General features: G+C 70.2%; 16 protein-coding genes. 6 read left to right on the top strand and 10 right to left on the bottom strand.

The window, feature by feature from the left end; genetic code table 11:
• The first annotated feature begins 15 nt into the window (after positions 1-15).
• Both AB0M01_RS10465 and AB0M01_RS10460 read left to right on the top strand, forming a co-directional pair.
• A complete protein-coding gene (locus AB0M01_RS10465; RefSeq protein ID WP_363667719.1) occupies positions 16-12,156 on the top strand; it encodes a hypothetical protein in 12,141 nt (4,046 codons plus the stop codon).
• A 3-nt stretch (positions 12,157-12,159) separates the two neighbouring features.
• On the top strand, positions 12,160-12,663 hold the full coding sequence (locus AB0M01_RS10460; protein WP_363667717.1) for a hypothetical protein: 504 nt from the start codon (positions 12,160-12,162) through the stop codon (positions 12,661-12,663).
• Here the strand turns inward: AB0M01_RS10460 and AB0M01_RS10455 are convergent.
• The gene (locus AB0M01_RS10455) at positions 12,645-14,669 is read right to left on the bottom strand and encodes a penicillin acylase family protein (RefSeq protein ID WP_363667715.1); all 2,025 of its coding nucleotides are present in this window, start codon (positions 14,667-14,669) and stop codon (positions 12,645-12,647) included. The genes AB0M01_RS10460 and AB0M01_RS10455 overlap by 19 nt on opposite strands.
• 114 nt (positions 14,670-14,783) lie before the next feature.
• On the opposite strand from AB0M01_RS10455, the gene AB0M01_RS10450 reads away from it, so the two are divergent.
• Positions 14,784-15,242 (top strand): GNAT family N-acetyltransferase, encoded by a 459-nt coding sequence (locus AB0M01_RS10450; RefSeq protein ID WP_363667713.1) that lies wholly within the window; start codon positions 14,784-14,786, stop codon positions 15,240-15,242.
• Position 15,243: 1 nt separating this feature from the next.
• On the opposite strand, the gene AB0M01_RS10445 is transcribed toward AB0M01_RS10450, so the two are convergent.
• From AB0M01_RS10445 to AB0M01_RS10415, 7 genes are all read right to left on the bottom strand, one after another.
• Positions 15,244-16,740 carry an alpha-N-arabinofuranosidase gene (locus AB0M01_RS10445; RefSeq protein ID WP_363667711.1) on the bottom strand — a complete coding sequence of 499 codons (1,497 nt, stop codon included), beginning with the start codon at positions 16,738-16,740 and terminating at the stop codon, positions 15,244-15,246.
• A gap of 29 nt (positions 16,741-16,769) precedes the next feature.
• Positions 16,770-17,594: a carbohydrate ABC transporter permease gene (locus tag AB0M01_RS10440; protein ID WP_363667709.1), complete on the bottom strand. Its 825-nt coding sequence runs from the start codon at positions 17,592-17,594 to the stop codon at positions 16,770-16,772.
• The gene (locus AB0M01_RS10435) at positions 17,591-18,532 is read right to left on the bottom strand and encodes a sugar ABC transporter permease (protein ID WP_363667707.1); all 942 of its coding nucleotides are present in this window, start codon (positions 18,530-18,532) and stop codon (positions 17,591-17,593) included. Before AB0M01_RS10435 ends, AB0M01_RS10440 begins: the two co-directional genes overlap by 4 nt.
• A 14-nt stretch (positions 18,533-18,546) precedes the next feature.
• Positions 18,547-19,833 (bottom strand): extracellular solute-binding protein, encoded by a 1,287-nt coding sequence (locus AB0M01_RS10430; protein WP_363667706.1) that lies wholly within the window; start codon positions 19,831-19,833, stop codon positions 18,547-18,549.
• A gap of 127 nt (positions 19,834-19,960) precedes the next feature.
• The gene (locus tag AB0M01_RS10425; RefSeq protein ID WP_363667704.1) at positions 19,961-20,980 is read right to left on the bottom strand and encodes a LacI family DNA-binding transcriptional regulator; all 1,020 of its coding nucleotides are present in this window, start codon (positions 20,978-20,980) and stop codon (positions 19,961-19,963) included.
• A 92-nt stretch (positions 20,981-21,072) separates the two neighbouring features.
• On the bottom strand, positions 21,073-21,276 hold the full coding sequence (locus AB0M01_RS10420) for a hypothetical protein (protein ID WP_363667702.1): 204 nt from the start codon (positions 21,274-21,276) through the stop codon (positions 21,073-21,075).
• An 81-nt stretch (positions 21,277-21,357) separates the two neighbouring features.
• Positions 21,358-21,753, bottom strand: a complete 396-nt coding sequence (locus AB0M01_RS10415; protein ID WP_363667700.1) for a VOC family protein — start codon at positions 21,751-21,753, stop codon at positions 21,358-21,360.
• A gap of 61 nt (positions 21,754-21,814) precedes the next feature.
• Here AB0M01_RS10415 and AB0M01_RS10410 point away from each other — a divergent pair, with 61 nt between their 5' ends.
• On the top strand, positions 21,815-22,243 hold the full coding sequence (locus AB0M01_RS10410; RefSeq protein WP_363667697.1) for a MarR family winged helix-turn-helix transcriptional regulator: 429 nt from the start codon (positions 21,815-21,817) through the stop codon (positions 22,241-22,243).
• On the opposite strand, the gene AB0M01_RS10405 is transcribed toward AB0M01_RS10410, so the two are convergent.
• The gene (locus tag AB0M01_RS10405) at positions 22,244-23,293 is read right to left on the bottom strand and encodes an aldo/keto reductase (protein ID WP_363667696.1); all 1,050 of its coding nucleotides are present in this window, start codon (positions 23,291-23,293) and stop codon (positions 22,244-22,246) included.
• A gap of 126 nt (positions 23,294-23,419) precedes the next feature.
• Between AB0M01_RS10405 and AB0M01_RS10400 the strand changes: the two genes are divergently transcribed.
• Positions 23,420-24,457, top strand: coding sequence for an aminotransferase class V-fold PLP-dependent enzyme (locus tag AB0M01_RS10400; RefSeq protein WP_363667694.1), 1,038 nt, complete (start codon positions 23,420-23,422; stop codon positions 24,455-24,457).
• Here the strand turns inward: AB0M01_RS10400 and AB0M01_RS10395 are convergent.
• Positions 24,413-24,853 carry a MerR family transcriptional regulator gene (locus AB0M01_RS10395; protein WP_363667692.1) on the bottom strand — a complete coding sequence of 147 codons (441 nt, stop codon included), beginning with the start codon at positions 24,851-24,853 and terminating at the stop codon, positions 24,413-24,415. The two genes, AB0M01_RS10400 and AB0M01_RS10395, sit on opposite strands and share 45 nt — an antisense overlap.
• 110 nt (positions 24,854-24,963) lie before the next feature.
• Here AB0M01_RS10395 and AB0M01_RS10390 point away from each other — a divergent pair, with 110 nt between their 5' ends.
• A complete protein-coding gene (locus tag AB0M01_RS10390; RefSeq protein ID WP_363667690.1) occupies positions 24,964-25,455 on the top strand; it encodes an SRPBCC family protein in 492 nt (163 codons plus the stop codon).
• Positions 25,456-25,458: the final 3 nt, after the last annotated feature.

Genomic DNA, 25,458 nt, shown 5'->3' with positions numbered 1-25,458 from the left:
CCCGGGCTGCTGACCGTGGGCGCGATCCCGGAACCGACCACCGAGCTGTGGCTGTGGTTGCGGACCTACCTGGACGAGAACATCTGGCCGTCGACCGACGAGGCCGTCGTCCTGCAGCTGGCCAACGACTGGGGTCAGGCCGCCCAGCTGATGACCGAGATGATCGACGCCGCGGCCACCGCCAACGGCGAACTGCCCGGTGTCTGGCCGGACTCGGCCGGGACGATCTACAACCGCAACGTCACCCGGACCCTGGACGACTACCGCACGATGGTCCAGGCGTACCGCGACATGGAGAAACTCTGCCGCGACTTCGCCGGCCAGATCGCCGCGCTGCGGAACTCGATCATCGCCGAGCTGGTCCTGAACGCGACGCTGTTCGCCGCGCTGGCGATGTTCCCCGGCGCCGGGGTGCTGATGGGCCGCTTCGCCAGCCAGCTCGCGCTCCGCCTGCTCGGCTACAGCCGCGCGGCGGTCGCCGCGATGGAGGCACCGTCAGCGATGGTGCCGCACGCGTTGAGGTTCGGCCTCGAGGCCCTCGCCGAAGTCCCCGACGAAGCAGCCGCCGACGCGATCCAGCAGGCGCTGAGCATCGCGGGCGGCTACCAGACCGGCTACAACTTCAAGCAGACGCTGATCAGCGCGGGCGCCGGCCTCCTGGGTGCTGGCCTGGCGCCCGTGCTGAAGCCGCTCGGACACGCGGCGGCGATCCCCGCCGGGCGCCTCACCAACCGCCTGGGCGCGCCACCCGGCCTGACCCGGACCGTCGAGCAGATGAGCCACGCCTTCGTGGTCAACGGCATCACGTCCCCGGTCGCCGGTACGACGGTGCAGGCCCTGGCCGACGGGAAGGTACCGACGCTGGCCGACTACGGGCACGCGATCGTCAACCAGGCGCCACTGGCCGGGACGCTCGCGTCGTCGCGGATCGTGGCACTGAACGGGGGAGTTGCTACTGGCAACCTTTTGCGGGGGGACGGGTTCACGCTGCCGCAGGTGCCGGTGGTGGTGCATGCGGGAGGTGTTGATCCGGGTGGGCCGGTCGGTACGCCGGCGGGTCCTCAGAACCCGGTCGATCCCCAAAGTCCTGCTGGTGCTCAGGATCCAACGGGTACGCAGAATCCCGCCGGTCCTCAGAACCCGTCGGACACCCAGAACCCGGCGGGCACTCAAAACCCGGCGGGCACTCAAAACCCGGCGGGTGCCCAGAACCCGGCGGGCAGCCAGAATCCGGCAGGTGCCCAGAACCCGGCAGGTGCCCAGAACCCGGCGGGTGCTCAGAACACTGCCGGCTCTCAAAACCCCACCGGCGCCCAGAACCCAGCTCCTACCCAGGGCTCCTCGAATAATCACTCGGCAGCGTCCCAGAACCCCGGCGCCCATCAGCCCGCTGGACGCCCCACCTCGAACCACAGCGCCGTCGAGCAACACACCACAGATCCCTCGACCAAGGGGACCGCCCACCCGGACGCCCGGTCCAACACGGCCACCCATTCGGCAAAGCCGGCGACTCCAGCCGAATCCCACCCCGAAGCCACCGACACCACTGACGTCACGGACACCAGCGACGCCACCGCGACCACCGACGCCACCGCGACGACCGACGCCACCGCAGCCGCTGACCCCAGCGCAGCCACTGACTCGACCACAGCCACGGACCCCACCGACACCAGCACCACGCCTGCCACTGACCAAGCCGACCAAACCTCCGCCACCCAACCCCCAGGCCCCCCGGCAGACCCCCCAGCCGCAGACCACCGCTCGTCCGACAACTCCTCCGAATTCGGCTGGTTCAACGAGAACTCCCCCGTAGTAGCACCAGAACAAATCAGCCAACCCCAATGGACCCCCTGGCACTCCTACGGCCCCAACGAAGCCCGCTGGCGCTTCGACGCCGACGGCACCCCCCGCATGGTCCAGGCCAACCTCGAGCACGCCTACGACGGCTCCGGCCGCAACGCCGACGACGCGGCGGCCCGCAAGGACGCCCGCGACCGAGGCGCCCCCGGCGACCAGGGCGGCCACGCCCTGGCCTGGCGCTTCTTCAAGCGCGTGATGCCAGGCAACTACTTCCCCCAGACCGGCATCCTCAACACCGGCGCCTTCAAGAAGGTCGAGAACGAGATCGCCGCCTGGCTGGACGCCGGCCACCACGTCGAGGTCACGGTCATCTTCCCCCCGGGCCAGTCCCGCCCCGACACCATCACCATCACCTACACGGTCACCAACCCGAAAACCGGCCGAACCATCTGGACCGGCGGCCGCACCTTCACCAACGCCAAGGGCGAAAAGTTCGCCCGCTACACCACGCCCGAAATCAACACCTTCACCCCCGGCACCGAAAACCTCTTCCAAAACCCCGACGACCCCACCACCCCCGGCGCCGTCCCCACCACCCCCACTCCCGTCCCACCCCACCCAACCCCTGGTGCTGCGGCCACCCCGGAGCCCTCGTCAGCCCCGGAGCCCACCACCCAGGCGACCGCGGAGGCCACGCCGACCCCAGAAACCCCCGCCACCCCGCCAACACCCGAGACGGCGACCACCCTGCCGACGCCGGTCACCCCGGAGACCGTGCCCACCTCACCGACACCTCAGGCTGCGCCCAATCCGCAGACCCCCTCCACCTCGCCAGCCCCGGCTCCGGCACAGCAGCCTCACGCCCCGGCCCCACCGACATCTCCCACGGGTACTGCCGATCCGAGCCCCACGCCTCAGCCCACCCACCGCCTCGAGCGTTTCCTCCCCGGCTGGGTCCTCGTCAGCCACCACTCCACCACCCTCCTGGAAGAGCTTGCCGCAGGCAACAACCCCCTGGCCGTCGACCTCGCTTCCGTCCACCCCGAGGGCAACGGCGCCTACCGCATCCGCACCCACACCGGCGAGACCTTCCGCCTCGTCAAGCGCGTCGGCCCCCTCCACCCCGACGTACAGCTCGAGTACTCCGTCGAAACCACCAACCTCCCCACCGTCAACCTCCTCCTCTCCGACCGCCTGGCCGCCCACGAGATCGCCCCGCTCCTCGCCAGAGTCCTCGCCGAGTCCGCCGCGATCGTCCACGGCGCCACCGACGGCCCACCAGTCTTCCGCCCCGACAGCACCCCCCACACCGACGCCACCCAGCAAGTCTCCGACACCGGCGACCGCGCCGAGCTTCGCCAGTACGGCGTACAGGAGCAACCCCACCGGCGCACCCTCCTCGACACCGAGATCCGCAAGCTCGCCCTCGCGATGGGCGTCACCGAAGGCCAACCCAACGCCGACCTCCTGCGAACCCTGCTCGACCAGGACGAGCGCGCCATCCTCGACCGAGTCATGGATCGCGCCGAAACCCTCGGCGACGACCGCGTCAGCCGGGCCGGCTACGTAGCCAAGGCGATCCTCAGCTCAGGCTGGTCGTCGATCGTCATCGGCGCGGCCGCGACAGTCTTCACCGGCGACCCGCTGGTCGGCGTCGGCATCGCCGTCCCGACCATGGTGAACGCCCTCGTCGGCTCGATGTCCGAGCGCTACCTCGACGCCCGCAAGCAGCCCGGCAAGAAACCGGCGTACGTCGAGGAACGCGTCCAGCGCGAGTTCGACTACCCCGGCCTGCACGCCCTCCTCGACGGCCCGGAGCAGACCCGCCCGCCGCTCACCCACCTGCCCCGCGCCACCCAATGGAGCAACTACCTCGTCCGCCACACCACCCCGACCCTCGCAACGGCAGCGGTCGCCGGCGCGCTCGCGCTGTTCGGCGTACCGGCGCTGTCGACCGCGCTCGTGATCGCCTCCTCGGCCCTCGCCAAGTCGCTGGCCGAGCGGCTGGTCGACGTGAAGAAGCTCGACTTCCGCCTCCGCCGCGTCGACGCGACCGAGCGGATCAGGCTCTCCGACCCACAGCTTTACTCGAACCAACTGGTCGCCGAGCTCGGTGAGCTGCGCACGAGACTCGAACGAGTCCTGGCCGCCCTCGACCTCCGCTCCGGCGTCGTACCGGCGACCGACCCAACCGCCGCGCCGCCCGCCGCCGTCACCCCGGTCCAGCCACCCATCCCAGGCGCACCGCCGTTCCGGATCACGCTCGCCGTGCAGCTGATCGACAACGTCTCCGCCGCCGCCCGCCGCGTCTTCGTCGGCGGCCAGCAAGCCGTTGACGTCGACCCGACCGAGCTCGCTCGCCACGTCAGCGCGCAGGTCGAGGGCCTGCTGAATGCCGTCGGACCGGGCCTGTTCGGCTCGGTGGCCGGCGCGATGGGCGACAAATACTTCATCAACCGCGAGGAAGCCGCCAACGACGCCCGCAAACAGTGGGCCCGCCGCGAACAGGAGGCCGCCCAGGCCGAGGCGCTGTCCGAGGTCATCCGCCCCCGCCTCGCCCAGCTGCGACAGCTGACCGAGCAACTCGAGGCCGTGGTCGGCGCCCCACCCGACCTCGCAACCCGCGCCGCCAACCGAGCCCTCCCCGCCCCGACGGCGCCACCTGCGGGCCAACGGCCGTCCGGCCAGTCACCCTTCACCGCGTACGCCGTACAGGTGGCCGCCGCTGCCCTCGGCGGCGCGGTCAGCGCGGTCGGCCTGGACCTGATCTTCGACCTGCCCGACCTCGGCGTCGTCCTGACCGTCGCCGGCGCGGCCGGCGCGATGATCGGTACGCCGGTCGCGCGCTACCTCTTCCGCCGTACCGAGATCGACATCCAGTCCCAACTGGAGAAGGCCCTGGCCAAGCAGGCCGTCGACCGCGCCGAACTCCTGGAGCAGCGGGCGGTCACGCGCTACCTGGTCGAACAGCTGACGTCGCGAGCCGCGGAGATCACCGGCCGGACGCAGCCTGCGCTCGTGACCGCTCCGGTCGACGAAACCGCCGCGCACTACACCGATCTGATCCGCGCCGCGCTGCGGAAGGCGGAGCTGGACAACGTGCCACCCGGCCAGCCGGAGAGCGCGTTCGACCACGACGCCCGAGCCGAGCGAGTCACCCTCCTGCAGCGGATCGATGCCTTGGCAGCGGAGATCGACCGCCTCCAGGCGCTCGGGCGTTTTGGAGGCCCGCTGGCCGACGTCCGGGCAAATCTCCTCCATGCCGTCGGCCTGTACGAAGCAGTTGCCAACAACAACGGAGTACGGCGGACGTTCCCGCTCCTGGAAGCGGTCGACCCACAAGCCGGACGCCGCGTGGTCGGCGGCCCAACTGCCCAGGCGCGCGCCGCTGCAGAACAAGCAATCCGCCGCCTGGTAGCCGAACCAGCAGGCAAACCCCTCCTCGCCGAGCGCCTAGTCGCCCTGGAACAACTGGCCGTAGCCGCAGACGCCGTGGACCACCACATTTTTCACGGCACCGACGACTCACGCGCCCTGGTCCAAACCCAGTTCGACGAAGCCCTCGAAGAAACCCACCGCCTGTGGCGAGAGTCCGGAAGCCCCCAGGGCCTGACCCTCCCAGCCCTCAGCGTCTCCCCGAGCCTCAACCAGGTCGGCGGCCGCGCAGTAATCCCCGTCCGCTCCCTGACCGCACCCGACGTCGGCCTCCTCGAGTGGAACCACACCCAAGCAACCGGTGCCCACTCCCTGTTCGGCACCGCCCCACTGCTCGACACCGAAGCCCTCACCACAGTCGAACGGTCCCTGGCAGCTCTAGCCCAACAAGGCCACCAGATCGAGGTGACCATAGATCGAGTCCCTCGCCCACACCCCATCGCCGACCCTCTCCGCTTCACCGTGCGCCTCACCGACCCAACCACCAACACCACCGAGTCCCACGGCCCCACCACCATCACCGAACTGGCCCGCACCTTCGCCCCCCAAACCCCCACCGGCCGCCACCACGCAGCCGATCCCACCGGCCGCCACCACGCCGACGAGCCGACCGCCCGCAACCAGACGCCCGACCAGACGACGGAGTACGTCGGCCGGCACCGCCCGGAGGAGACGACGGAGTACGTCGGCCGCCACCGCCCCGAGGTGGTCACCCCCGCAACACCCGACCGCACCGACCTCGACACCCGCACCGACCTCCCTGGCGGCCGCCACCGCGCGCCGGAACCCACCGAGCAGCCCGGCCTGGCGGCAACCGAGCAGCCCGTGCTGCAGCCGACTGAGCAACCCGCGGCGAAGGAGCCCGCAGCGGAGGCGGCTCCCACCTCAGAGCAAGTCCCGCCCGGCGCCATCCCGCTGGAGGGCGGCGGCCACTACCAGGCGACGCGCCCGTCAGCCCCCGCATCGGACAACCCGCTCGATGTCACCGCAACCCGCCGCGCAGCCGAGCGAATCGCCCGCCGCGCAGCCCGCCTCACCGCTCAGCAGACCACCCCTCTGCAGCCCGGCCCGGAGCAGGCAGGGGCGCAGGGTGCTGCTTCCCAGCAGGCTTCCGCTCAGCAAGCGGCGCCGGAGCGGGCGGCTTCCGACGGGACCGGGGACGGCTCCACCGGATCAGGCCGCACAGTGCACGCACCAGAAGTCCCCGGCACGCGGTTTGTTACTGATGGGAGCGGTCAGGCAGCTGGTTCGGTTGGGGAAGCTGTGCAGGCTGCGTTGGCGGCCAAGGAAGACGACTTCGGCGGGCTGATCGTCGGGCGCCCAGGGCAGGCTGCTGAAGGTGTCGTTGTAGTGCAAACCAGCATCGGACCGCAGTACTTCAAAGTCTCTCGGGCAGCGGTTCCTGCTGGGCGGGTGGCTGCTACTGCGGTTCGGGCCGGGTCGGTGGCGAGGCCGCATCTGGTGCGGATCTCGACTGCGTTGGCTGCTGATCAGTTGACACGCGCCTGGGTGCACGAGATCAGTCACACGCTGCAGGAGCAGGCGGCCCCGCGGAGTCGGTGGCGGCGGTTGTTGGGGCGGGCTTCGGCACAGACTGTAGATCTCTGTGTGGCGGCGCAGTTCAACGAGTACCGGCTGTTGACCCGGCAGCTTGATGAAGCACGGTCCGACGTGGAGATTGCTGCGCTTCGGCAGGATCTGGAAGGGCTGGTTGAGGCGATCGGGAAGCATCATCGGCCGCCGCAGCTTCCTTGGGTTGGCGTGGTGGAGGCGGATGCCTTCGTTGCTGAGGTGGCCCAACAGGTAACGGATCTTCAGAGCCAGCTGAATGAGATCAGCCGGAGGATCGCGGCGAAGACCGAGGCAGCCGAGCGGGCGGCCGAGGCGGCGAAGCAAGCTGAGCAGGATGCCGCGAAGGCGCAGCAAGCAGTTGATTCCGGGCGGTTCGCTCGGGCGCATCAGGCTGAGAAGGAAGCCGCCAAGCAAGCTGAGGTGAGTGCGTGGCAGGAGCGGGTTGCTGCGGCGTACGAACAAGCCCGCGCGCAGCTGGAGGTTGTTGCCGAGGGCTACCGGTTGCTGCTTGCCGACGCGGCGACCATGGCGCCTGAGCAGCGGGCAACGACCGCGGCAGATCTGGCGAAGCAGTTGGCGGAGTACGAGCAAGGGCTCGCCGCGGTGGCCCCGCCGCTGATGGCGTTGTCGAGCTTGCTGCCCACCGACTGGCTGCCGCATCTGACCGCGCTGACCAACCAAGTGAACGCCGTGCTGGCGGCCAACCACGTCGATCAGCGGTTCACCCCGGGGAGCCTGCAGCACCGGCTCAACGCGGAGTTCGGGCAGGCGATGACCAGCGACGGCGCGATCCTCAGGGCCGGTCATGCGCGGCCGATCGAGCTCCGGTTCCGGTTGAATGTGTCGGATCTGATCGAGGTCCTCGATCCCTCGGTGCGCGCCTCGGAGACGATGCTCGGCCTGCTGCCGCAGCCGTCGCGGAAGTTCGGGATCACGCAGAACGGCCGGATCGGGGCCAGCGGCGCGTTCGGGTTGAGCACGTTGACGCAGCTGTTCGGCGAGCACTCCTGGGTGAACGCTCTCGGCCAGCTGATCACCCTCAAGGGCGAGCAGAGCTCCGGCTGGAGTCGCTCGATCACCTCCAACGGCGCGCAGTACGGCCAGGATGGTGCTGTCGAGGACAACCGCGGCGAGTCCCTCCTGTACGCCGGCCAGGCGAGCTGGAACGTGCAGGCCCGCCGTCCGGGAGAGCCCGACCGCCTCCTCGCCGACGTCACCGTCGATCGCGGGCAGGGCAAGGACGTCTCCCGGCTGCGCGCCTGGGTCTCGCACGCCTACACCGTGCTCGCTCCCACCAGGACCTTCACCAGCGGCGCGCAGCCGTCCGGCCGGCTCCCCAACCACACCCTCACCTCTCTCGACGGGCTGCAGAGCCTCACCGACGACGTACTGACCGAGTACGGCGACCAGCTGAGCCGCTTCGGTGACCAGGCCTCGCTGCTGCGCCAGCAGATCCAGGAGGCGATCACCCAGGACCTCCCGTCGCGGCTGGCCGAGAGCACCGAGCAGTCGCTGCTGCGCCCGCTGCAGGCAGACGGTCGCCCGGTGGGCCACCTGGAGGTCAGGACCGAGGTCCGCTACGAGCAGGTCGAGCTGGTCGGGGACACCAGTACGGCGCACTGGCAGGAGCGCGTCCGCGTCGGTTTCAGCAACGCCAGCGGGCAGCAGGCCTTCTCCGCAAGCACCTCGCTCAACGCCACCGTCGCGTACGGCGGGCAGGCGCTCACCGACCTCGGCGACACCAGCGTCGACCTGGGGCCGACCGCCAGTGGTGGCCGGTCGCTCAACCGGTCGGAGTCGCTGACTGGTGGTGGCGTCGGCATCCACGTCGGTGTGCAGCGCTACACCGGCCCGACGCAGGGCTACCGGATGGTGTTCGAGCACAAGGTGACGCTGGTCCTCGACGGCGAGTCGCAGGGCACCGTGGGCGGTAGCAGCGAAGGGCTGGTCCGGCTGCACACCAACGACGCCTACCGGCACGGTCTGCCGGTAGCGGAGAGCGCCTTCGTCCACGACCACACAGGTCAACGGGTGATCGAGAACGGCGTACCGGTACTGCGTGGCGACCCCCGCAAGGGTGTCGACGTCCCCGGCCGCCGCTTGGAGCTGCCGAACTGGCTAGCGGGCGGCACCAGCCGCCTCACCGGTGCAGGGCCCGGACTGGCGCAACAGGTGACCGGTGGCGAGCAGGCGCTGGCCGACCTGACCGCACCGCTGACCGAGCGCGGGTTCCTGCCGCCGCTGGACGAGCACGGCAACCCAGACCTCGCCCGGATGACCAGCGACCCGCTGCTACGCCAGGGCCAGCTGCTGAACCTGACAGAGCTCCGCACGCAGCTCTCGGTGAACAGGCTCGAAGCCGGCTACGACATCGCCGTACAGAGCGGCATCCTCGTGACGCTCACCAAGCCGATGACCGGCCGCGCATCCGAGACCCTCACCCTGCGGATCGCGTTGCGCACCGGCCCGCCGTCTGCCGTCGCGGTCACGAACGACGAGGCGATGGTGACACTCAATATCGGTTCTGACACTGCGAGCCGCACCGACGGCTGGAGCAAATCCCTGCCCTGGCGCGCATCGCCGCTCGGACTGACCCAGGATGCGCCGGGCGGCACGACCGCGGCGTCGGCGCTGTCGTACGGGCGGCAGGCGCTCGGTCGCGTGATGGGCTGGTTCTCCGGCGGCACGCTCAACCAGGTGACGCTGGTCGAGAGCCGCTCGCCGGTCGCCGCCTTCGAGGTGCCGCACCGCCTCGTGGTCACCGAGCTCGGCGCCGACGACGTCGTACTGCACCCCGGTACGCCGGGAACGTCGGCGCGCATCCTCGTCGACACCGACCTGCTGCCCTCCACCGAGGTCACCCCGACACCGGTGAGCGACGGACCGGTCAGCGACCAGGTGCTCGACCGGGCGACGCTGGTCGCCCTGGACACCCACGAGCTGAACCGCCTCGTCCAGCAGCTCGGCGGCCAGGACCCGACCGCGCGGCACCACCTGGAGGCGTTCCTCGACCCCCGCCACCTGCTGGCACACCCCGAGTGGGCCCGTACGACGTACCGCACCGACGCGCTGGTCCGCGGCGCTGGACCGGTCTCCAGTCGCGGCAGCCTGGCAGTGCTCGGCCGGATCGGAGACGTGGTCCTGCTGGGGACCAGCGACGCGGTGGTCGGCGACATCAACCTGGCGCTGACCACCCACGGCCTGTCGGCCGGCCGGAGCACCGGCGGTTCCACGTCGGCCGGTCTGGGAGCCAACGGCGACGGGAGCGGCGGGAACCTGTCGGGGGAGTACGGCACCAACAGCTCGGCCTCGCGCACCGACCAGACCATCGCCGGTGTCGAGCGGCTGACGATCGAGGTCGGGCGGCACTACCTGTTCGCGGGGACCGCCGCTCTGGGGGTGACGGCCAACGGAAAGCCTGCAGCGGCCGATGCGACCGTCGTCTTCCAGGTCGCCGAGCGGGACGTGCTGCGCTTCCACCTCGAGGGCGAGCTGACGCTGCCGCTGGAGCAGGTGGCGGACGCCGTCGAGCGGTACCTGAACGGCAGCCTGGAGCTGGATCGGCGGCTCGCCACTGGTCTGATCCGTCAGTACCGGGCCGCGCTGGCCGTTGCTGAGGTGGTCCCGAAGGTGTCGGCGTCCCACACGCCCCGTGCGCTGCTAGCGAAGCTGCAGCCGGGCAAGCCGACTCCACTCAGCAAGGCAGCGCAGCTGGAGCTGGTGCTGGACCAGGCGGAGCAGCTGGACGCGACGAGGAAGGTAGAGATTCCCGAGCACTACCAGGAGAACCTGGGCTCGACACTGGTCGAGCAGGCCTCGGTCACTGATCAGGGCGACCGCGTAGCGCTGATCGACAAGGTCCGGGCGCTGGTGAGCGACCAGCTGGGCATCGCACCGGACAGCGACCCGATGCTGGCTGAAGCGCTCGCTGTAGACCTGGCCGGCAAGCGCTGGTGGGGGCGGCTGGAGGACATGCTCGGCCCCGACGGATTCGCTCGCACCTACCCGGTTGGACAGCCTGGGCAGTTCGGCGCGCAGCAGGTGGGCGTGCGGATCCGCGCCGAGTTCACCGACGAGGCGGTGTCGCTCGGGACCACCAAGCAGACGATCAGCATCGTCCAGCGCTACCTGTACGACGAACGAACCGCCGGCGAGACCAGCGGCCGATCGCTCGGCGCTGGTGTCGACGGGAGCTGGCAGGAGGGTCGTAGCGGTGCCGCAGGCACGGACCGCACCGGCTCCACCTCGGTCTCCGTCGGGGAGCAGACGACCCGGCTGGAGCGGCTGGCGACGTTCGACGGGCAGCACCGGGTCCGGCGCGGGGTGAAGTTCACCGTCGAGGTCGTACCCGGGGCGACGGCGACGCCCGCGCGGAACGTGGTCGGCCGCGCGCTGTCACGGACCGAGTCGCCGCTCACCCCGCTCGCCCCGACGACGCTCGAAGGCGAGGTCGTGCAGCTCATCCCGCTCCGGGTACTGCCGGAGGTCGCCACACCGGCGCTGGAGCGCAGTGCCGCCAACACCCCAGATGGCACGCTGAACGACCGCGGCGTCCCGGACGCGTACTTCGTAGAAGGTGCCAAAGGCAACGAACTGGCAGACGTGGTACTGCAGCAGCTGACCGACCTGCTCGGCCAGGCCGGAATGCGCGTGCACCGCCCCGAGCTGGCCGTGATGCTCTCGACCGCAACCTTGAACGCCTCGTTCAGCCGGATGGCCCAACCGGACGGATTCACCGTGCTGCGGCTGCCCCTGCCGGGCTACACGTCCCAGTCGGTCGAGGTGCGAGTCGGTGCGACCGTCGTGGGCGCCCAGCTGATCGGCAGCCCGGTCGACGGCGTCGAGATCGGCGAGGTCAACCGCAGCCAGCACACAGTCAGCCACACCGTCACCGCGGGACGCGTGCTGCCGGTCGACGGCGGTGCGACCCTGGACGGCGGCGGGGTGACCGGTGGCGTGACCGCCGGCGATCAGCTCGCCGACCAGACCAGCGACGGACGCGGCGTACGGCGGGAGCGCAGCCGGTTCGAGAAGGGCCGGGTGGTGACCGCGCGCGTCGAGGTCGCGTACGACGTACGCCTGGTCAAGCAGGAGCTGCGGCGCAGCGGGGAGGTCCGGGCGGTGCGGGAGACTGAGGTCGAGCAGACGCCGCGGGGTGTCGCGTACCTGACGATGTTCGAGTCGGACTACCGGCAGCTGGAGCAGTTCCTGGCCGGCAACCGTCCGGTTTCCACCGTCAGCTACGCGGACTTCGAGGCCCGCCTGCGCGGCGAGACGAAGCAGCTGGACCGGATCACCAACCGCGTCACCGACATCGACGACGAGGACGACGACGAGGATGAGGAGTAGACGATGGTCCTGCCCGCTGCGCGCACCCGGGACGAGGCGTACCTGTACCTCGACCTGACGCCCTGCCCCACCTGCGGCTCGGCCGAGACCGAGTGGCGGCACGCGCTCGCCCAGGTCGACGGCGAGCTGGTCACGGCGTACGACGGGACCTGTCAGGGCTGTGAAGCCGAACGCGAGTACCTGTTCGAGCTGCCCGCGCGCGAGCACGCGGGCGGCGTACCGAACTTCGGTGGGCCGGAGCCGTCGGCGCTGCTCGACCCTGGTCAGTGGCTCGACGTGGCTGACCAGCTGATGTCGGCTGTCGACCCCGACAAGGCAGGGGAGATGGCAGTCTTCGCCGCAGCAGCTGTTGCCGAGGTACTGAAGTTCCTGCCGCCCGGAGTCGACACTGTGCCGGCTGAGCGGTTCTGGTCGGCCGCCGGACGTCAGGTGTACGACCGCCAACCAGGCCGCTTCCGCCGCGACCGCCTGCAGGTAGTGCTCGACAGCTACTCCGGCGTCAGCTGATCCCAGTCCGTCACGATCGGAGCGAGCTCTCCAGCCAGCCACAGGGGGAGCTGGTCGTGGTGGTGCTCATCACCCAGTACGCCGGACGCCCCCAGCGGCACACTCCAGCCGCTCTTCGTGCGGTCGCTGAGGTCCCACGCGTAGCGGGCCGCGGAAGCGCGCACGCTGAGGTCACCCGACCCGGGGATGCTGGACGTCGACCAGACGCAGTGGTGATCACCCGACAGCCCCAGGTCGACCGGCTCCTCGTGCCGCTCGAACAGCGGTCCACGCAGCACCTGCAACGGCGCCAGCTGATGGGTGTCACCCCACGGCCCACGAGGCTTCTGCGCCGCCACCTCCTCCAGCGACTCCCGGAGCAGCGCGCTGAAGTCGATCGGGAGGTCGCTGGCCAACAGGTTCTCCAGGGCGAACGACACATGGGTCAGCAGGTCGAGGTACGGCAGGAACATCTCCGTGGCCTCGACCTCGTCGAGCGCCGCGATCGCCGGGTGCGCGGTGATGCGCCGGCTGAGAGCTTTGCGGATCGCTGCGTACGTCGACGCCGTGGTGCTCGCCGCGTCCATCCGGCGGTCCCAGGCCTGCAGCCGGGCGCGGATCAGGCCCGCGGCGGGCGAGAGATCCTGCAGCGCCGCCAGCGGGTCGATGATGCTGCCGGCCGAGCCCAGCCAGGTGTCGGTGTGGATGGTCGGCATCTCCTCGACCGACCAGCCGTCGCGCGCGGTCAGCAGCTCCTGGATCCGCCGGTACCGGTGCGGCGCGCTGAACTCCAGCCCGAGCGGCTCGGCCAGATGCCGCGAGTTCGCCATCACCGCGACACCGTCGACCGTTGCCCGCGGCATCGGATCGAACCAGCCGGTCCAGCGGTGCTTGCTCTCCCAGGCCGGTACGACGCGCAGCAGGTTCTCCGCGTCGCGCAGCGGGACGAGCCCGGCGGTGCGGTGCAGCAGTCCGCCCGCGGTGTCGGCGGCAAGCACCACGTTCACGGGCTCGACCCACCCGTCGAGCGCCGCGTCCACCGCCGCCACATTCGTTGCTCCGAGCAACCGAGGGAGCACCTCGAACCCGAGTCGGCCGGTGACCCGCGGCGGATACCGCAGGCTGACCCGCTGATCGATCACCACGGGCCCGCGGGCGGTCTCGATCACCTCGACCTCGATCGCGTCCCGCCCGGCGACCTGCACCGACTCGGTGTGCACCGCCGCCGCTTCCCACCCGTCAGGCCCGAGTGCCTCGACCCCGTCGGCCGTCCGCCGCAACTGCTCCTCGTACAGATCCTGATAGTCCGCGGCAGCGTTCGTGATCGCCCAGGCGACCTCCCCGGCATGCCCGAAGTGCGCGATCCCAGGAATCCCCGGCACGGCCAACCCCAGTACGTCGTACTCCGGGCAAGCGAGCCGGATCTGCTGGTAGATCCCCGGACTCTCGACGTACCGATGCGGATCGCCGGCGATCAGCGCCGTACCGGTCGCGGTCAGAGCGCCGGGGATCATCCACCCGTTGCTCCCCGACGACCGCGGCCCCTCAGACGTGAACACCTGCATCATCCCGTCGCCGAGCCGCCGCGAGACCTCCTCGCGCCACAGCTTGTCCGGGAAGCCGGCGAACAGGATGTGGATCGCGATCCAGATCCCGAGCGGCGCCCACGGCTCCCACTCCTGCGGCGACACCCCGGTCCGCACGAACTCCGGAGCCCGCGCGGCGCCGCCCGGCAGCCCTTCGTTGACGCCGGCGACGTACGCCTCGACCCACGCGCGCGTGTCGTCGTCGAGCGCCTCGAAGCACCGCTCGGCGGTGTCGGCGATCCGCGCCTGCCGCGCGAACGTGTCCCAGGCGACCGCATCCGGGCCCAGGACAGCGGCCGTCGTACCCGAGAACTTCCGCCGCTGCATCTCGATCTGCCACGCACGATCCGCCGCGACGTTCCGCCCCTGCAACCGAACCAGCGACAACGTATCGTCCGCGCGAAGGTGCGGCACTCCCCAGCTGTCCCGGTAGACCTTCACGCAGTTCCCTTCGACTCAGGCGGCGGGCGCGGCGCGGCCCGGACGTCCATTGTCACCCGGAGCGCCGAATCGGCTCCCCGCGCGCTTGACACGTTGGCGGGTTAGCGTGGAGTTGTGATCCGTCCGATCAGCCCGGCCGACCCTGGGCTCGCGCCGCGGCTTCTCGAGGTCCAGCACCGTGCGTACGCCGTGGAGGCCGCTCTGATCGGCTTCGACGGGATTCCGCCGCTGCAGGAGGACCTGTCCGCCCTGATGGCGTCGACCGAGCACTGGCTCGGCTGCTTCACCGACGACGTCCTGGTCGGTGCCGTCGCCTACGAGTTCCCCGACCACGAGACCGTCGACATCACCCGGCTGATCGTCGACCCGGCGTACGCCCGCAAGGGCCACGGCACCGCGCTGCTCGACGCGCTGGACGACCTGGAGCCGCGCGGCCTGTCCCTGGTCTCCACCGGTACGGCGAACGCTCCCGCCACCAAGCTCTACCTCAGCCGCGGCTACCACGAGGACGAGCAGATCGAGATCGCCCCCGGCGTCACCATCACGCGGTTCCGCCGGGAGCGAGTGCTCTGAATCAGCTCAGGCTCAGCGCCGTCCACGAGATCGGCGGCAGGCTGATGGTCAGCTTGCCGTCCTCCAGCGTGGCCGTGCTCGGCTGCGGCACCACCCGATCGGGCTGAGCCGCCGAGTTGACCGCGAGCCGGTCGTCGTCGGCGAGCGTCAGCGCCTCGTCGACCGTGGACACCCCGGTCCGGCTGACGTCGACCGACACCTCGATCGTCTGGTCGAGCGACCGGTTGACGAGGAAGACCGCGAGCTTGCCCTCGTCGTACGTCGCCACCGCGTCCACGGCCGCGACCTCGCCGAACTTCTCCGTGACAACGGTCGGCGACGACGTCTGCACCCGCAGCACCTGACCGGATGCCAGCCGCGAGGTGATCGCGAACGGGTGGAACGTCGGCTGCCGCCAGGCCGGGCCGTCGGGCTCGGTCATGATCGGTGCGATCACGTTGGCCAGTTGCGCCAGGCAAGCGACCGCGACCCGGTCGCTGTGCCGCAGCAACGAGATCAACAGGTTGCCGACGACAACGGCGTCGGTGACGTTGTACTCGTCCTCGATCCGCCGCGGCGCCACCTCCCACGCCTCCGGGTCACCGTCGGTCAGCCGCGACCGGTCCTTGTACCAGACGTTCCACTCGTCGAACGAGATGTCGATCCGCCGCTTGCTCTTCAGCTCGGCGCCGACGTGGTCGGCGCTGGCCACGACCGAGTCGATGAAGCGGTCCATGTCGACGGCCGAGGCCAGGAACGACGCCGGGTCGTCGTTGTCGTCGCCGTAGTACGCGTGGCAGGAGATGTGGTCGACCAGGTCGTAGCACTCCCGCAGCACCTCGCGCTCCCAGGTCCCGAACGTCGGCATCCCCGAGCCCGACGACCCGCAGGCGACCAGTTCCAGGTCGGGCTCGACCATCCGCATCGCCCGTGCGGTCTCGGCCGCCACCCGCCCGTACTCCGCGGCCGTCTTGTGCCCGATCTGCCACGGCCCGTCCAGCTCGTTGCCCAGGCACCACAGCTTGATCCCGTACGGCGCCGCCGCGCCGTGCTCGGAGCGCAGGTCCGACAGCGCCGTACCGGCCGGGTGGTTGGCGTACTCCTGCAGGTCGAGCGCCTCCTGGACTCCCCGCGTGCCCAGGTTGATCGCCATCATCGGTTCGACACCGGCCTTCGCGCACCAGCGGACGAACTCGTCCAGGCCGAACTGGTTGGTCTCGACGCTGTGCCAGGCCAGCTCGAGCCGGCGCGGCCGCTCGGAGCGCGGCCCGACGCCGTCCTCCCAGCGGTACCCGGAGACGAAGTTGCCGCCGGGGTAGCGGACCAGCGAGACCCCGAGCTCGCGGGTCAGCTCGAGGACGTCCTTGCGGAAGCCGTCCTCGTCGGCGGTCGCGTGCCCGGGCTCGTAGATGCCGGTGTAGACGCAGCGGCCCATGTGCTCGACGAAGGTGCCGAAGGTGCGCCGGCTGACCGGCGCGACGGTGAACGAGGGATCGAGGACGATTGCAGCGGAAGGCACGAGGGAATGCTCCTTGTGAGGTGGGAGGTCTAGCCTTTGATGCCGGCGTCGCCGACACCGCGCACGACGTGCCGCTGGAAGAGCGCGTAGACGATCAGCAGCGGCAGCCCGCCGAGCACGGCCGAGGCCATGATCTGGGCGTAGCGCAGGCCGTACGAGCCCTGCACGTTGGCGAGTCCGACCGGGATCGTCATCATCGACGGGTCGGTGGTCACGATGAACGGCCAGAGGAAGTTGTTCCAGGCCCCGATGAAGGTGAAGATGCCGACGGCAACGAGGATCGGCCTGGACATCGGCACCATCACCGCCCAGACGATCCGCCAGCGGGTCGCGCCGTCCACCCGGGCGGCGTCCTCGTAGTCACGGGAGACACCGTCGAAGAACTTCTTCAGCACGAACACCATCACCGGCGCGACCACCTGTGGCAGCACCATGCCCCAGTACGTGTCGACCAGGCGCAGGCTCGACATCTCCTGGAACAGCGGCACGATCAGCACCTGCGGCGGTACCAGGATCCCGGCGATCACCACGCCGAAGATCACCTTCCGCCCCGGGAACGTGGTTCGCGAGAACCCGTACGCCGCCAGCACGGACACCAGCAGCGTCAGCGTGGTGACCAGCACCGCGACCACCGTGCTGTTCACGAACCAGCGCAGGATCGAGCCCTGCTCCAGCACGCTCTGGTACGCCGCCGAGGTAGGCGCCGAGGGCAACCAAGTGATCGGCGTCGCGGTCGTCTCCGGCTCCGGTTTCAGTGACGTGTCGATGGCCCAGAGCAACGGAACCAGCCAGAGCACGGCGAGCAGCGCCGCGCCGACCGCGATCGCGACCTTCGGGAAGCTGGTCCGAGTCATGCCCGATCCTCCTTCCGGCCGCCGAACAGCTTGAACTGCGCCACGGACACGATCACGATGATCGCGAAGAACAGGTAGGACACCGCCGAGGCGTAGCCGATCCGGTAGCTGGTGAAGCCGCTCTCGTAGATGTACTGGATGATCGGCCGGGTCGCGTAGTTCGGGCCGCCGTCGGTCATCAGGTAGATCTGGTCGAAGATCTTCAGCGACGCGACCAGCTGCAGCACCACGATCAGCCCGGTGGTGCGGCCGAGCAGCGGCAGCGTGATCCGGAACAGCGTCTGCCGCCCGTTCGCGCCGTCGATCGAGGCCGCCTCGTAGACCTGCGCCGGGATGCCCTGCAGCGCGGCCAGGTAGAGCAGGAAGTTGAACCCGACGGTCCACCAGACGGTCGTGATCACCACCGCGAGCATCGCCCGGTTCTCGGCGTTCAGCCAGTCGATCTCGGCGAACCCGCCGGCCGTCAGCAGCCCGTTCACCAGACCGAACCCGGGCTGGTAGATCCACACCCAGATCAGCGTGATCACGGTCGCCGGGAGCACGAACGGCGCGAAGTACGCGAACCGCAGGAACCAGCCGAAGACCCCGCGCCGGTTGGCCAGCAGCGCCATCACGAGCGCGATCAGCACCAGCGGCGGCGTACTCATCGCGGTGAAGACGAGCGTGTTCTTCAGCGAGTCCCAGACCGCCGGGTCACCGAACAGCTCTCGCCAGTTGGCCAGGCCGAGGAACTCCTGCTTCACACCGGCCAGGCTGGTGTTGAAGAAGCTGTTCCAGAGCCCGGCCAGAGTCGGCCAGAGCAGGAAGAACACGAAGAACAGCCCGAACGGCGCGACGAAGAACAGGCCGCCCCAGCGCTCGGTCCACGGTGGTCCGTTTCTCGGTGGATCGGCTGCGGAGGTCTTCGTGCGGGGGCGGGTGGGTGTCTGCACGGCCATCGGCACAGCTCCTGTCAGACCGGGGACGGGGTGTCGAGCAGCTTCCGGGTGGCGGCCTTGAACTGGTCGAGCGCCTGCCGCGGCGTCGTCCGGCCCGAGAACACCCCCGCGAAAGCAGCCCCCGCTTCGTTCTGCAGCTGCGCGCCCGAGCCGCTGAACCACGCGTCCGGGTCGAACAGCACGTCCGGCGCGACCGAGCGGTACTCGGCCTGCGGCTTCAGCTCCAGGTACTGCTCGCTCGCGACCACCGGCTGGTACGCCGGGATGTGGCCGCCGGCCGCCCAGTCGGCGCTGTTCTTCAGCATCCAGGCGATGTACTCGACGGTCGCGGCCGTGTCCTCGGCCCGGCGCGACGCCTGGTGCGGCATCACGAACGTGTGCGCGTCACCGGCGAACTTCGGGACGTCGTACACGACCGGGAACGGCGCCATGCTGAACGGCAGCTTCGCGGTCTGGTACGTCGTGACCTCCCACTCGCCGTTGAAGCTCAGCCCGGCGTCGCCGTTGCTGAACTGGGCGACCAGCGCCGCGTAGTCCGACGACTTGGGGGTGAGACCGTCGGCCGAGAGTTTCGCCATCAGCTGCAGGGCTTCGAGCGCCTTGGCGTCGTCGAGGACCAGCTCGCGGCCGGACTCGTCGAAGAACTCGCCCTCGAGCTGGCCGTACAGCGTCCACCAGATCCGCCACGGGTTGGTGGTCTCGACCGAGGCAGCGAACTTGCCGGTGACGTCCTTGACCGCTTTCAGCATCTCGAAGAAGGCGTCGACGCCCTTGACGGTCTTGATCCGGCCGTCCGGCCCGATCAGGCCGGCCTTCTGGCAGATCTCGGTGTTGTAGTAGAGGACGAACGGGTGCTGGTCGAGCGGTACGGCGTACAGCTGTCCGTCGACGTGGCACTTCTTCCAGGTCTCGGGGAGGAAGTCCTGCTCGGTGATCCCGGCCTTCGCGAGCAGGTCGACCGGGATCGGGTCGAGCATCGTGCTCGGGCTGAAACCCTTCAGCCGGGACAGGTGCAGCGTCGCGACCTCGGGCGCGCGGCCGCCGGCCGCGGACATCGCGAGCTTGGTGTAGAACGGCGGTCCCCAGGCCAGGGTGTGCGCCTCGAAGGCGATGTCCTTGTGCTCGGCAACGAACTTGTCGTGGATCTGCAGCAGCCGGGCGCCGTCACCGCCGCCGAAAAGGTTCCACTCGCGGACTCGGGCGTCGCGGCCGAAGGAACCGCACCCGCTGAGGGCAGTCGCTCCTGCGAGCCCGAGCGCGCCGCTCAGCAGAGTCCGGCGAGAAAGCCTGGGAACCGTCATCGTCGCGTCCTCCCATGGGCGGTGGAGCACGGTTTTACACCGATGTACTACATCGGTGTAGGAGGATGATGCCCGGACCGTTCGGAGGCGTCAAGACCTCGGCCGGTCGGTGACCGGATCCGGACGGCTACGGCGTGCGCGCGGCCCCGGCGGTCGACTCGCGAACGTGCAGCGCGTACTCGGCGACGATCTCGCGGTGCTCGGCGTCGTCGCCGTTCATCCGGCCGACCAGGATGTCCACCGCGGTGGAGGCGATCTGGCCACGGCCGGGGTCGACGGTGGTCAGGCTCGGCGAGCCGTACCGCGCCTCGTCGATGTCGTCGAACCCGGCGACCGCCACGTCGTCAGGAATCCGGACGCCGTGCTTGGCCAGCACGCGCAGTGCCCCGATGGCGAGGGTGTCGTTCAGCGTGAGCACCGCGTCGAACTTCGCGCCGGACGCGAGCAGCGCCTCCATTGCCTCGGCGCCGGTCCGGCGTTGCCAGGGATCGGCGGGGACCGCCAGTTCGGCCGGCGGCTCGACGCCGGCGTCGGTCAGCGCGGCGGCGTACGCGTCGTACCGGATGGCGGCGGTGCCGACCAGCTCGCCGGGATGGGTACCGAGCACGGCGATCCGGCGGCGGCCGAGGGTGAGCAGATGCTCGGTGACCGCGCGGGTCCCGGCGACGTTGTCGATCATCACGTGGTCGACCGGGCCGTGGAACATCCGCTCGCCGAGCAGCACCATCGGTGTCCCGGTGCGCAGGTGGCCGACGTCGTCGGGCCCGAGCGCGAGCGGACTGAACAGCAGCCCGTCGACGAGCGGGCCACGCGGACGGGCCAGCGTCGCGAGCTCACGCTCCCGGACGGCGCCGGTCTGCTCGATCATCACCGTCAGCCCGTGCCCCTCGGCCGCGGTGATCACGGCGTCGGCCAGCTCGGCGAAGTACGGCTGACTCAGCTCCGGCACGGCCAGCCCGATGATCCCGGTCCGGCCGGACTTCAGGTTCCGGGCCGAGATGTTCAGCTGGTAGCCGAGCGCATCGATCGAGGCCAGGACGCGCAGGCGCGTCTCCTCACGGATGTACGGGTAACCGCTCATCACGTTCGACACCGTCTTCGGCGACACCCCGGCATGCTGCGCGACATCACGCATGGTCACTGCCACGAGTAGCCCTCCCCGAGTCCACTGGCGCTGATCCGCCCACCGTAGACCACCGGCGAAAGCTGGTTGCGGTCATGACCGCGGCGTCGGTCCGTTCAGTCGCCGTACGGCGGGCGGTTCAACGGCGTCAGCTTGATTCCGGTCCGCCGGGCCTGGGTGACGATCGCGTCCTCGGGGCGACCGAGCCGCATCCCGATCACACAGGGTGGAAAGTTGTCGGCGGCCAGTTCCTCCAGCTTGCTCAGGTCCTGGATGGTCCACGGCTCCCCAGCGTTCCGGATCGACTGCGGTAGTGCCATCGAACTCAGCTTCTTCTCTCCGTTGTCCGGCTGTTCTCGTGTACCGGTTCCCCGGAGAGAGCGGCGTAAAAGTATCGAGCGTCAGTACGACTGCAGCTCCAGCAGCGTGCCCTCCGGCGCTCGCAGGTGCGCGGTGCGCAGGTTCGGCCCCCACTGCGGGCGATCCTGCGGTACGGCGACCGGTGTCGCGCCGTGCTTCTCGACGACCGCCGCGGCGGTGTCGACGTCGTCGACCTTCAGGACCAGCATCGTGCTCGTCGCCGGCCGCTCGTCCGGGGCGAGGCCGAGCGCGGTGCTCAGCGCGGCCCGGCCGAACAGCACCAGGGCGGTCTCGCCGTGCAGGTCCCAGTTCGCGTACGCCGCCGCCGGGATCACCTTCACTGGTTGAATTCCGAACAGCTCGTCGAGCACGCCGCGGTAGAACGCGACGGTCGCGGGGAAGTCGTCGACCAGCAGGCGGGGGTACAGCGCGTCCATCGGGCCACTCCAAATTAGTGGGGAAGTTCCAACGATTGGTTCGACCCTACAATGGACTGCCATGGAGACGCTGCTGGGGATGACCACGTTCGTGCTGCACAAGGTGGGCGTGGCCGGCCGGCGCGAGATCGCGGAGCGGCTCGCGGTGCGTCCCGGGATCACCTTGTGGCAGTTCGCGGCGCTGGCCGAGCTGGCCGACCAGGGCCCGGCGGCGCAGAGCGCGCTCGCCGGCGGCCTGGGGCTGGACCCGAGCGACATGGTCCGGTTGATGGACGAGCTGCTGTACGACGAACTCGTCTCCCGCGAGCGCGACCCGGACGACCGCCGGCGGTACCGGATCGCCCTGACGCCGGCCGGGCGGCGGACGTTCACGACGGCGCGTGGCGTCGTCCAGAAGGTGGAGAACGCCACGCTGTCGCCGCTGACGGCCACCGAACGCGCCCAGCTGCTGAAGCTGGCCGGCAAGGTGCACGCGGGGTTGACCAGGTAGTCAGCCGGCAGAGCGCTCGGCCAGCGGGCGTCGGCGACGCGCGGGTTCCGTCAGGGACAACGGCCGCCACACGCCGTCGGCGGCGTACAGATCGGTGCCCGGCGGGACGATCTCGTCGATCCGGTCCAGCGTCGCGTCGTCGAGGGTCAGGTCGGCCGCCTTCAGCGTGCCTTCGAGGTGCTCCATCGTGCGCGGCCCGGTGATCACCGAGGTGACCGCCGGGTGCGTCACCGCGAACGCGAGCGCGAGCTCCGGCAGCGTCCGGCCCAGCCCCTCCGCGACCTCGACCAACTGCTCCAGCGCCTCGAACTTCGCCGCGTTCCCCGGGATCGACGGGTCGAACCGGAACGGCGTCAGCGCCGCCCGCCCGACCGTCAGGTCGACCGGCTGATCCTTCCGGATCTTCCCCGACAGGAAGCCCGAGGCCAGCGGGCTCCACGTCAGCACCCCCATGTTCAGCCGCTGTGCCGTCGGCAGCAGCGACCGCTCGATCCCGCGTGCGAGCAGCGAGTACGGCGGTTGCTCGGTCCGGAACTTCCCGAACCCGCGGCGCTCGGCCACGTGGTACGCCTCGACGATGTCCTCCGCGGGGAACGTCGAGCACCCGAACGCGCGGATCTTGCCGGCCCGGACGAGATCGGTGAGCACCGACAGCGTCTCCTCGACGTCGGTCCGGTGATCCGGCCGGTGCACCTGGTACAGGTCGATCCAGTCGGTGTCGAGCCGGCGCAGGCTCTGCTCGACCTCGTGGGTGATCCAGCGCCGCGAGTTCCCGCCGCGGTTCGGGCCCTCGCCCATCGGGAAGTGCACCTTCGTCGCCAGCACGACGTCGTCGCGGCGCCCCTGCAGCGCCTTGCCGACGATCTCCTCGGACTCGCCGGACGAGTACATGTCGGCGGTGTCGACGAAGTTGATGCCCTGGTCGAGCGCGGCGTGGATGATCCGCGCGCTGTCGGCGTGGTCGGGGTTACCGACCGCGCCGAACATCATCGTGCCCAGGCAGTGCACGCTGACCTCGATGCCGGTCGCGCCAAGAGTGCGGTATCGCATACGGCGTACTCCTCAGGTGGTGGTGTGCCCACGAACCTAGGAGCTAGACCGCGCTCTAGGTCAACCTGCTTTGCGGTGATGACGCAGACTGGCACCGACCGCTCGGGCCACACGCAGGGAGCACCTATGACGGACGTCGCCGACTTCGCCCACCTCTGGGAGCCGCAGCCGGGCTGGCTGAACACCGCCTCGTACGGGCTGCCGCCGCGCCTCGCCTGGGAAGCGCTGCAGTCCGCGCTCGCTGACTGGCACGTCGGCGCGACCAGTTGGGAGCCGTGGGACGGGTCGACGACGCGGTCGCGTGAGTCGTTCGCGCGGCTGATCGGGGCGCCGGTGGCGGACGTGTTCGTGGGGAGCACGGTGTCGGCCGCGGTCGCGCCGATCGCGGCCGCGCTGCCGGACGGCGCGAAGGTGCTCACGGACTCGGTCGAGTTCACGTCGAACGTGTTCCCGTGGCAGGTGCACGCCGACCGGGGCATCGAGGTGGTGGCGGCGCCGACCGACAAGCTGGTCGCGGCGATCCAGCCGGGTATTGATGTCGTTGCCGTCAGCCTCGTGCAGTCCTCGACCGGGTCGGTGCTCGACCTCCCGGCGGTGGTTGCCGCAAGCAAGGAGATCGGCGCGCTGGTGGTTCTCGACGCGAGTCAGGCGGCCGGGTGGCTGCCGATCGACGTCACCGGCGTGGACGCGCTGGTTGCCCACAGCTACAAGTGGTTGATGGCGCCGCGCGGCGCGACGTTCGGCTACCTCTCCCCGGAGCTGCAGGAGCGCTGCCGCCCGCTGCACGCCAACTGGTACGCCGCCGACGACGTTCACGGCTCGTACTACGGAACCGCGATGGACCTCGCCGCGGGCGCGCGCCGGTTCGACCAGTCACCGGCGTGGTTCTGCTTCGTCGGCGCCGCGCCTGCGCTCGAACTGCTGGAGGAGATCGGCGTCGAGAAGATCCACCGGCACAACCTCGCGCTGGCCAACGAGTTCCGCGCCGGCCTCGGACTGCCGCCGGGGGACTCCGCGATCGTGAGCGCCGACGTGCCGGGCGCCGATGACGCGTTCAAGCGGGCCGGTATCCGGGCCGCCGTACGGGACGGACGCCTGCGGGCGTCCTTCCACGTCTACTCAACCCAGGCGGACGTCCAGCTCGCCCTCGACGCTCTCAGCTGACGCGGGCATCGTCCACAGACAGTCGGCGGTACCGGCGCCGAGGTGCTGCTGGTAGATCTCCACCTTGTGGGTGATCACCTCGTGGCAGGCGTTGAGCGCCGCGAGCTGCTCCTCGACGTACCGCTGATGCCCCTGCAGCAGCGCCAGCCGCTCTGCCTCGTTCCCGGGACCCTGGCGGACGAGGTCGGTGTAGCGCCGAATGGTGTCCAGCGGCATCCCCGAAGCGCGGAACCGGACACACATCTCCAGCCAGTCCACATCGTCCTCGCTGTAGATCCGCCGCCCGTTGCCTTCCCGCCGCACGGGCTCGGCGAGAATGCCTTCCCGCTCGTAGAACCGGAGCGCGTGCACGCTCAACCCGGTCCGCTCCGCCACCTGCCCGATACTCAGCCCCATCCCGCCACAGTAACCGCGCTCGGGGCGAGGTGCGCCCGCACTTCCCGCCCCGTGGGGAGCTCCGGTGGGCGAAATGTCGAGCCCCGGCCGGCGCCGCCGACGTCACGGGCATGAACGACTACGGAGTCACCGGAGCACGGGTCGAGGTCGAGGTACGGGTCGCGCTGCCCGTCGGCGAGGTCTGGCGGATGATCACCGCCGTGGACCGGTACGGCGAGTGGAGCCCCGAGTGCGTCTACGGGCGCTGGCTGGACGAGCCCGTGCGGGTTGGGTCGAGGTTCGCGGCCGGGAACAGGTTCCCGGACGGGTTCGAGACGCACGTGACCTGCCTCATCACGGCAGCGGAGCCGGAGCGGCGGTTCGGGTGGAGCGTGTACGGCGATGAGGTCGTGCCGTTCGCGCACTGGGAGTACGTGCTGGAGCCCGAGGGGGAGCAGACGGTGATCCGGCAGGCCTTCACGCACGGGGCCGGGGACAGCGGGATGCGCCGGGGGGTCCTCGACGATCCGGCCCACGCCGCCGAGCACCGAAACGGACGGCTGACGCAGCTCGGCCGCAACATGGAGCTGACCATCGCCGCGATGGTCGAGGCGTGGCACTGAGGA

The sequence above is a fragment of the Kribbella sp. NPDC051770 genome, from assembly GCF_040681455.1.
Lineage (GTDB): Bacteria > Actinomycetota > Actinomycetes > Propionibacteriales > Kribbellaceae > Kribbella.
Note: the sequence above shows the minus strand (reverse complement) of the source record. Positions and strands in the feature narration are given on the sequence as shown.

Bases quoted from the DNA above. Each gene is read 5' to 3' on its own strand.
- AB0M01_RS10410 (WP_363667697.1), top strand. From the start codon at position 21,815: ATGGAGACGCTGCTGGGGATGACCACGTTCGTGCTGCACAAGGTGGGC.
- AB0M01_RS10420 (WP_363667702.1), bottom strand. From the start codon at position 21,276: ATGGCACTACCGCAGTCGATCCGGAACGCTGGGGAGCCGTGGACCATC.
- AB0M01_RS10430 (WP_363667706.1), bottom strand. From the start codon at position 19,833: ATGACGGTTCCCAGGCTTTCTCGCCGGACTCTGCTGAGCGGCGCGCTC.
- AB0M01_RS10400 (WP_363667694.1), top strand. From the start codon at position 23,420: ATGACGGACGTCGCCGACTTCGCCCACCTCTGGGAGCCGCAGCCGGGC.
- AB0M01_RS10415 (WP_363667700.1), bottom strand. From the start codon at position 21,753: ATGGACGCGCTGTACCCCCGCCTGCTGGTCGACGACTTCCCCGCGACC.
- AB0M01_RS10390 (WP_363667690.1), top strand. From the start codon at position 24,964: ATGAACGACTACGGAGTCACCGGAGCACGGGTCGAGGTCGAGGTACGG.
- AB0M01_RS10440 (WP_363667709.1), bottom strand. From the start codon at position 17,594: ATGACTCGGACCAGCTTCCCGAAGGTCGCGATCGCGGTCGGCGCGGCG.
- AB0M01_RS10405 (WP_363667696.1), bottom strand. From the start codon at position 23,293: ATGCGATACCGCACTCTTGGCGCGACCGGCATCGAGGTCAGCGTGCAC.
- AB0M01_RS10435 (WP_363667707.1), bottom strand. From the start codon at position 18,532: ATGGCCGTGCAGACACCCACCCGCCCCCGCACGAAGACCTCCGCAGCC.
- AB0M01_RS10395 (WP_363667692.1), bottom strand. From the start codon at position 24,853: ATGGGGCTGAGTATCGGGCAGGTGGCGGAGCGGACCGGGTTGAGCGTG.
- AB0M01_RS10460 (WP_363667717.1), top strand. From the start codon at position 12,160: ATGGTCCTGCCCGCTGCGCGCACCCGGGACGAGGCGTACCTGTACCTC.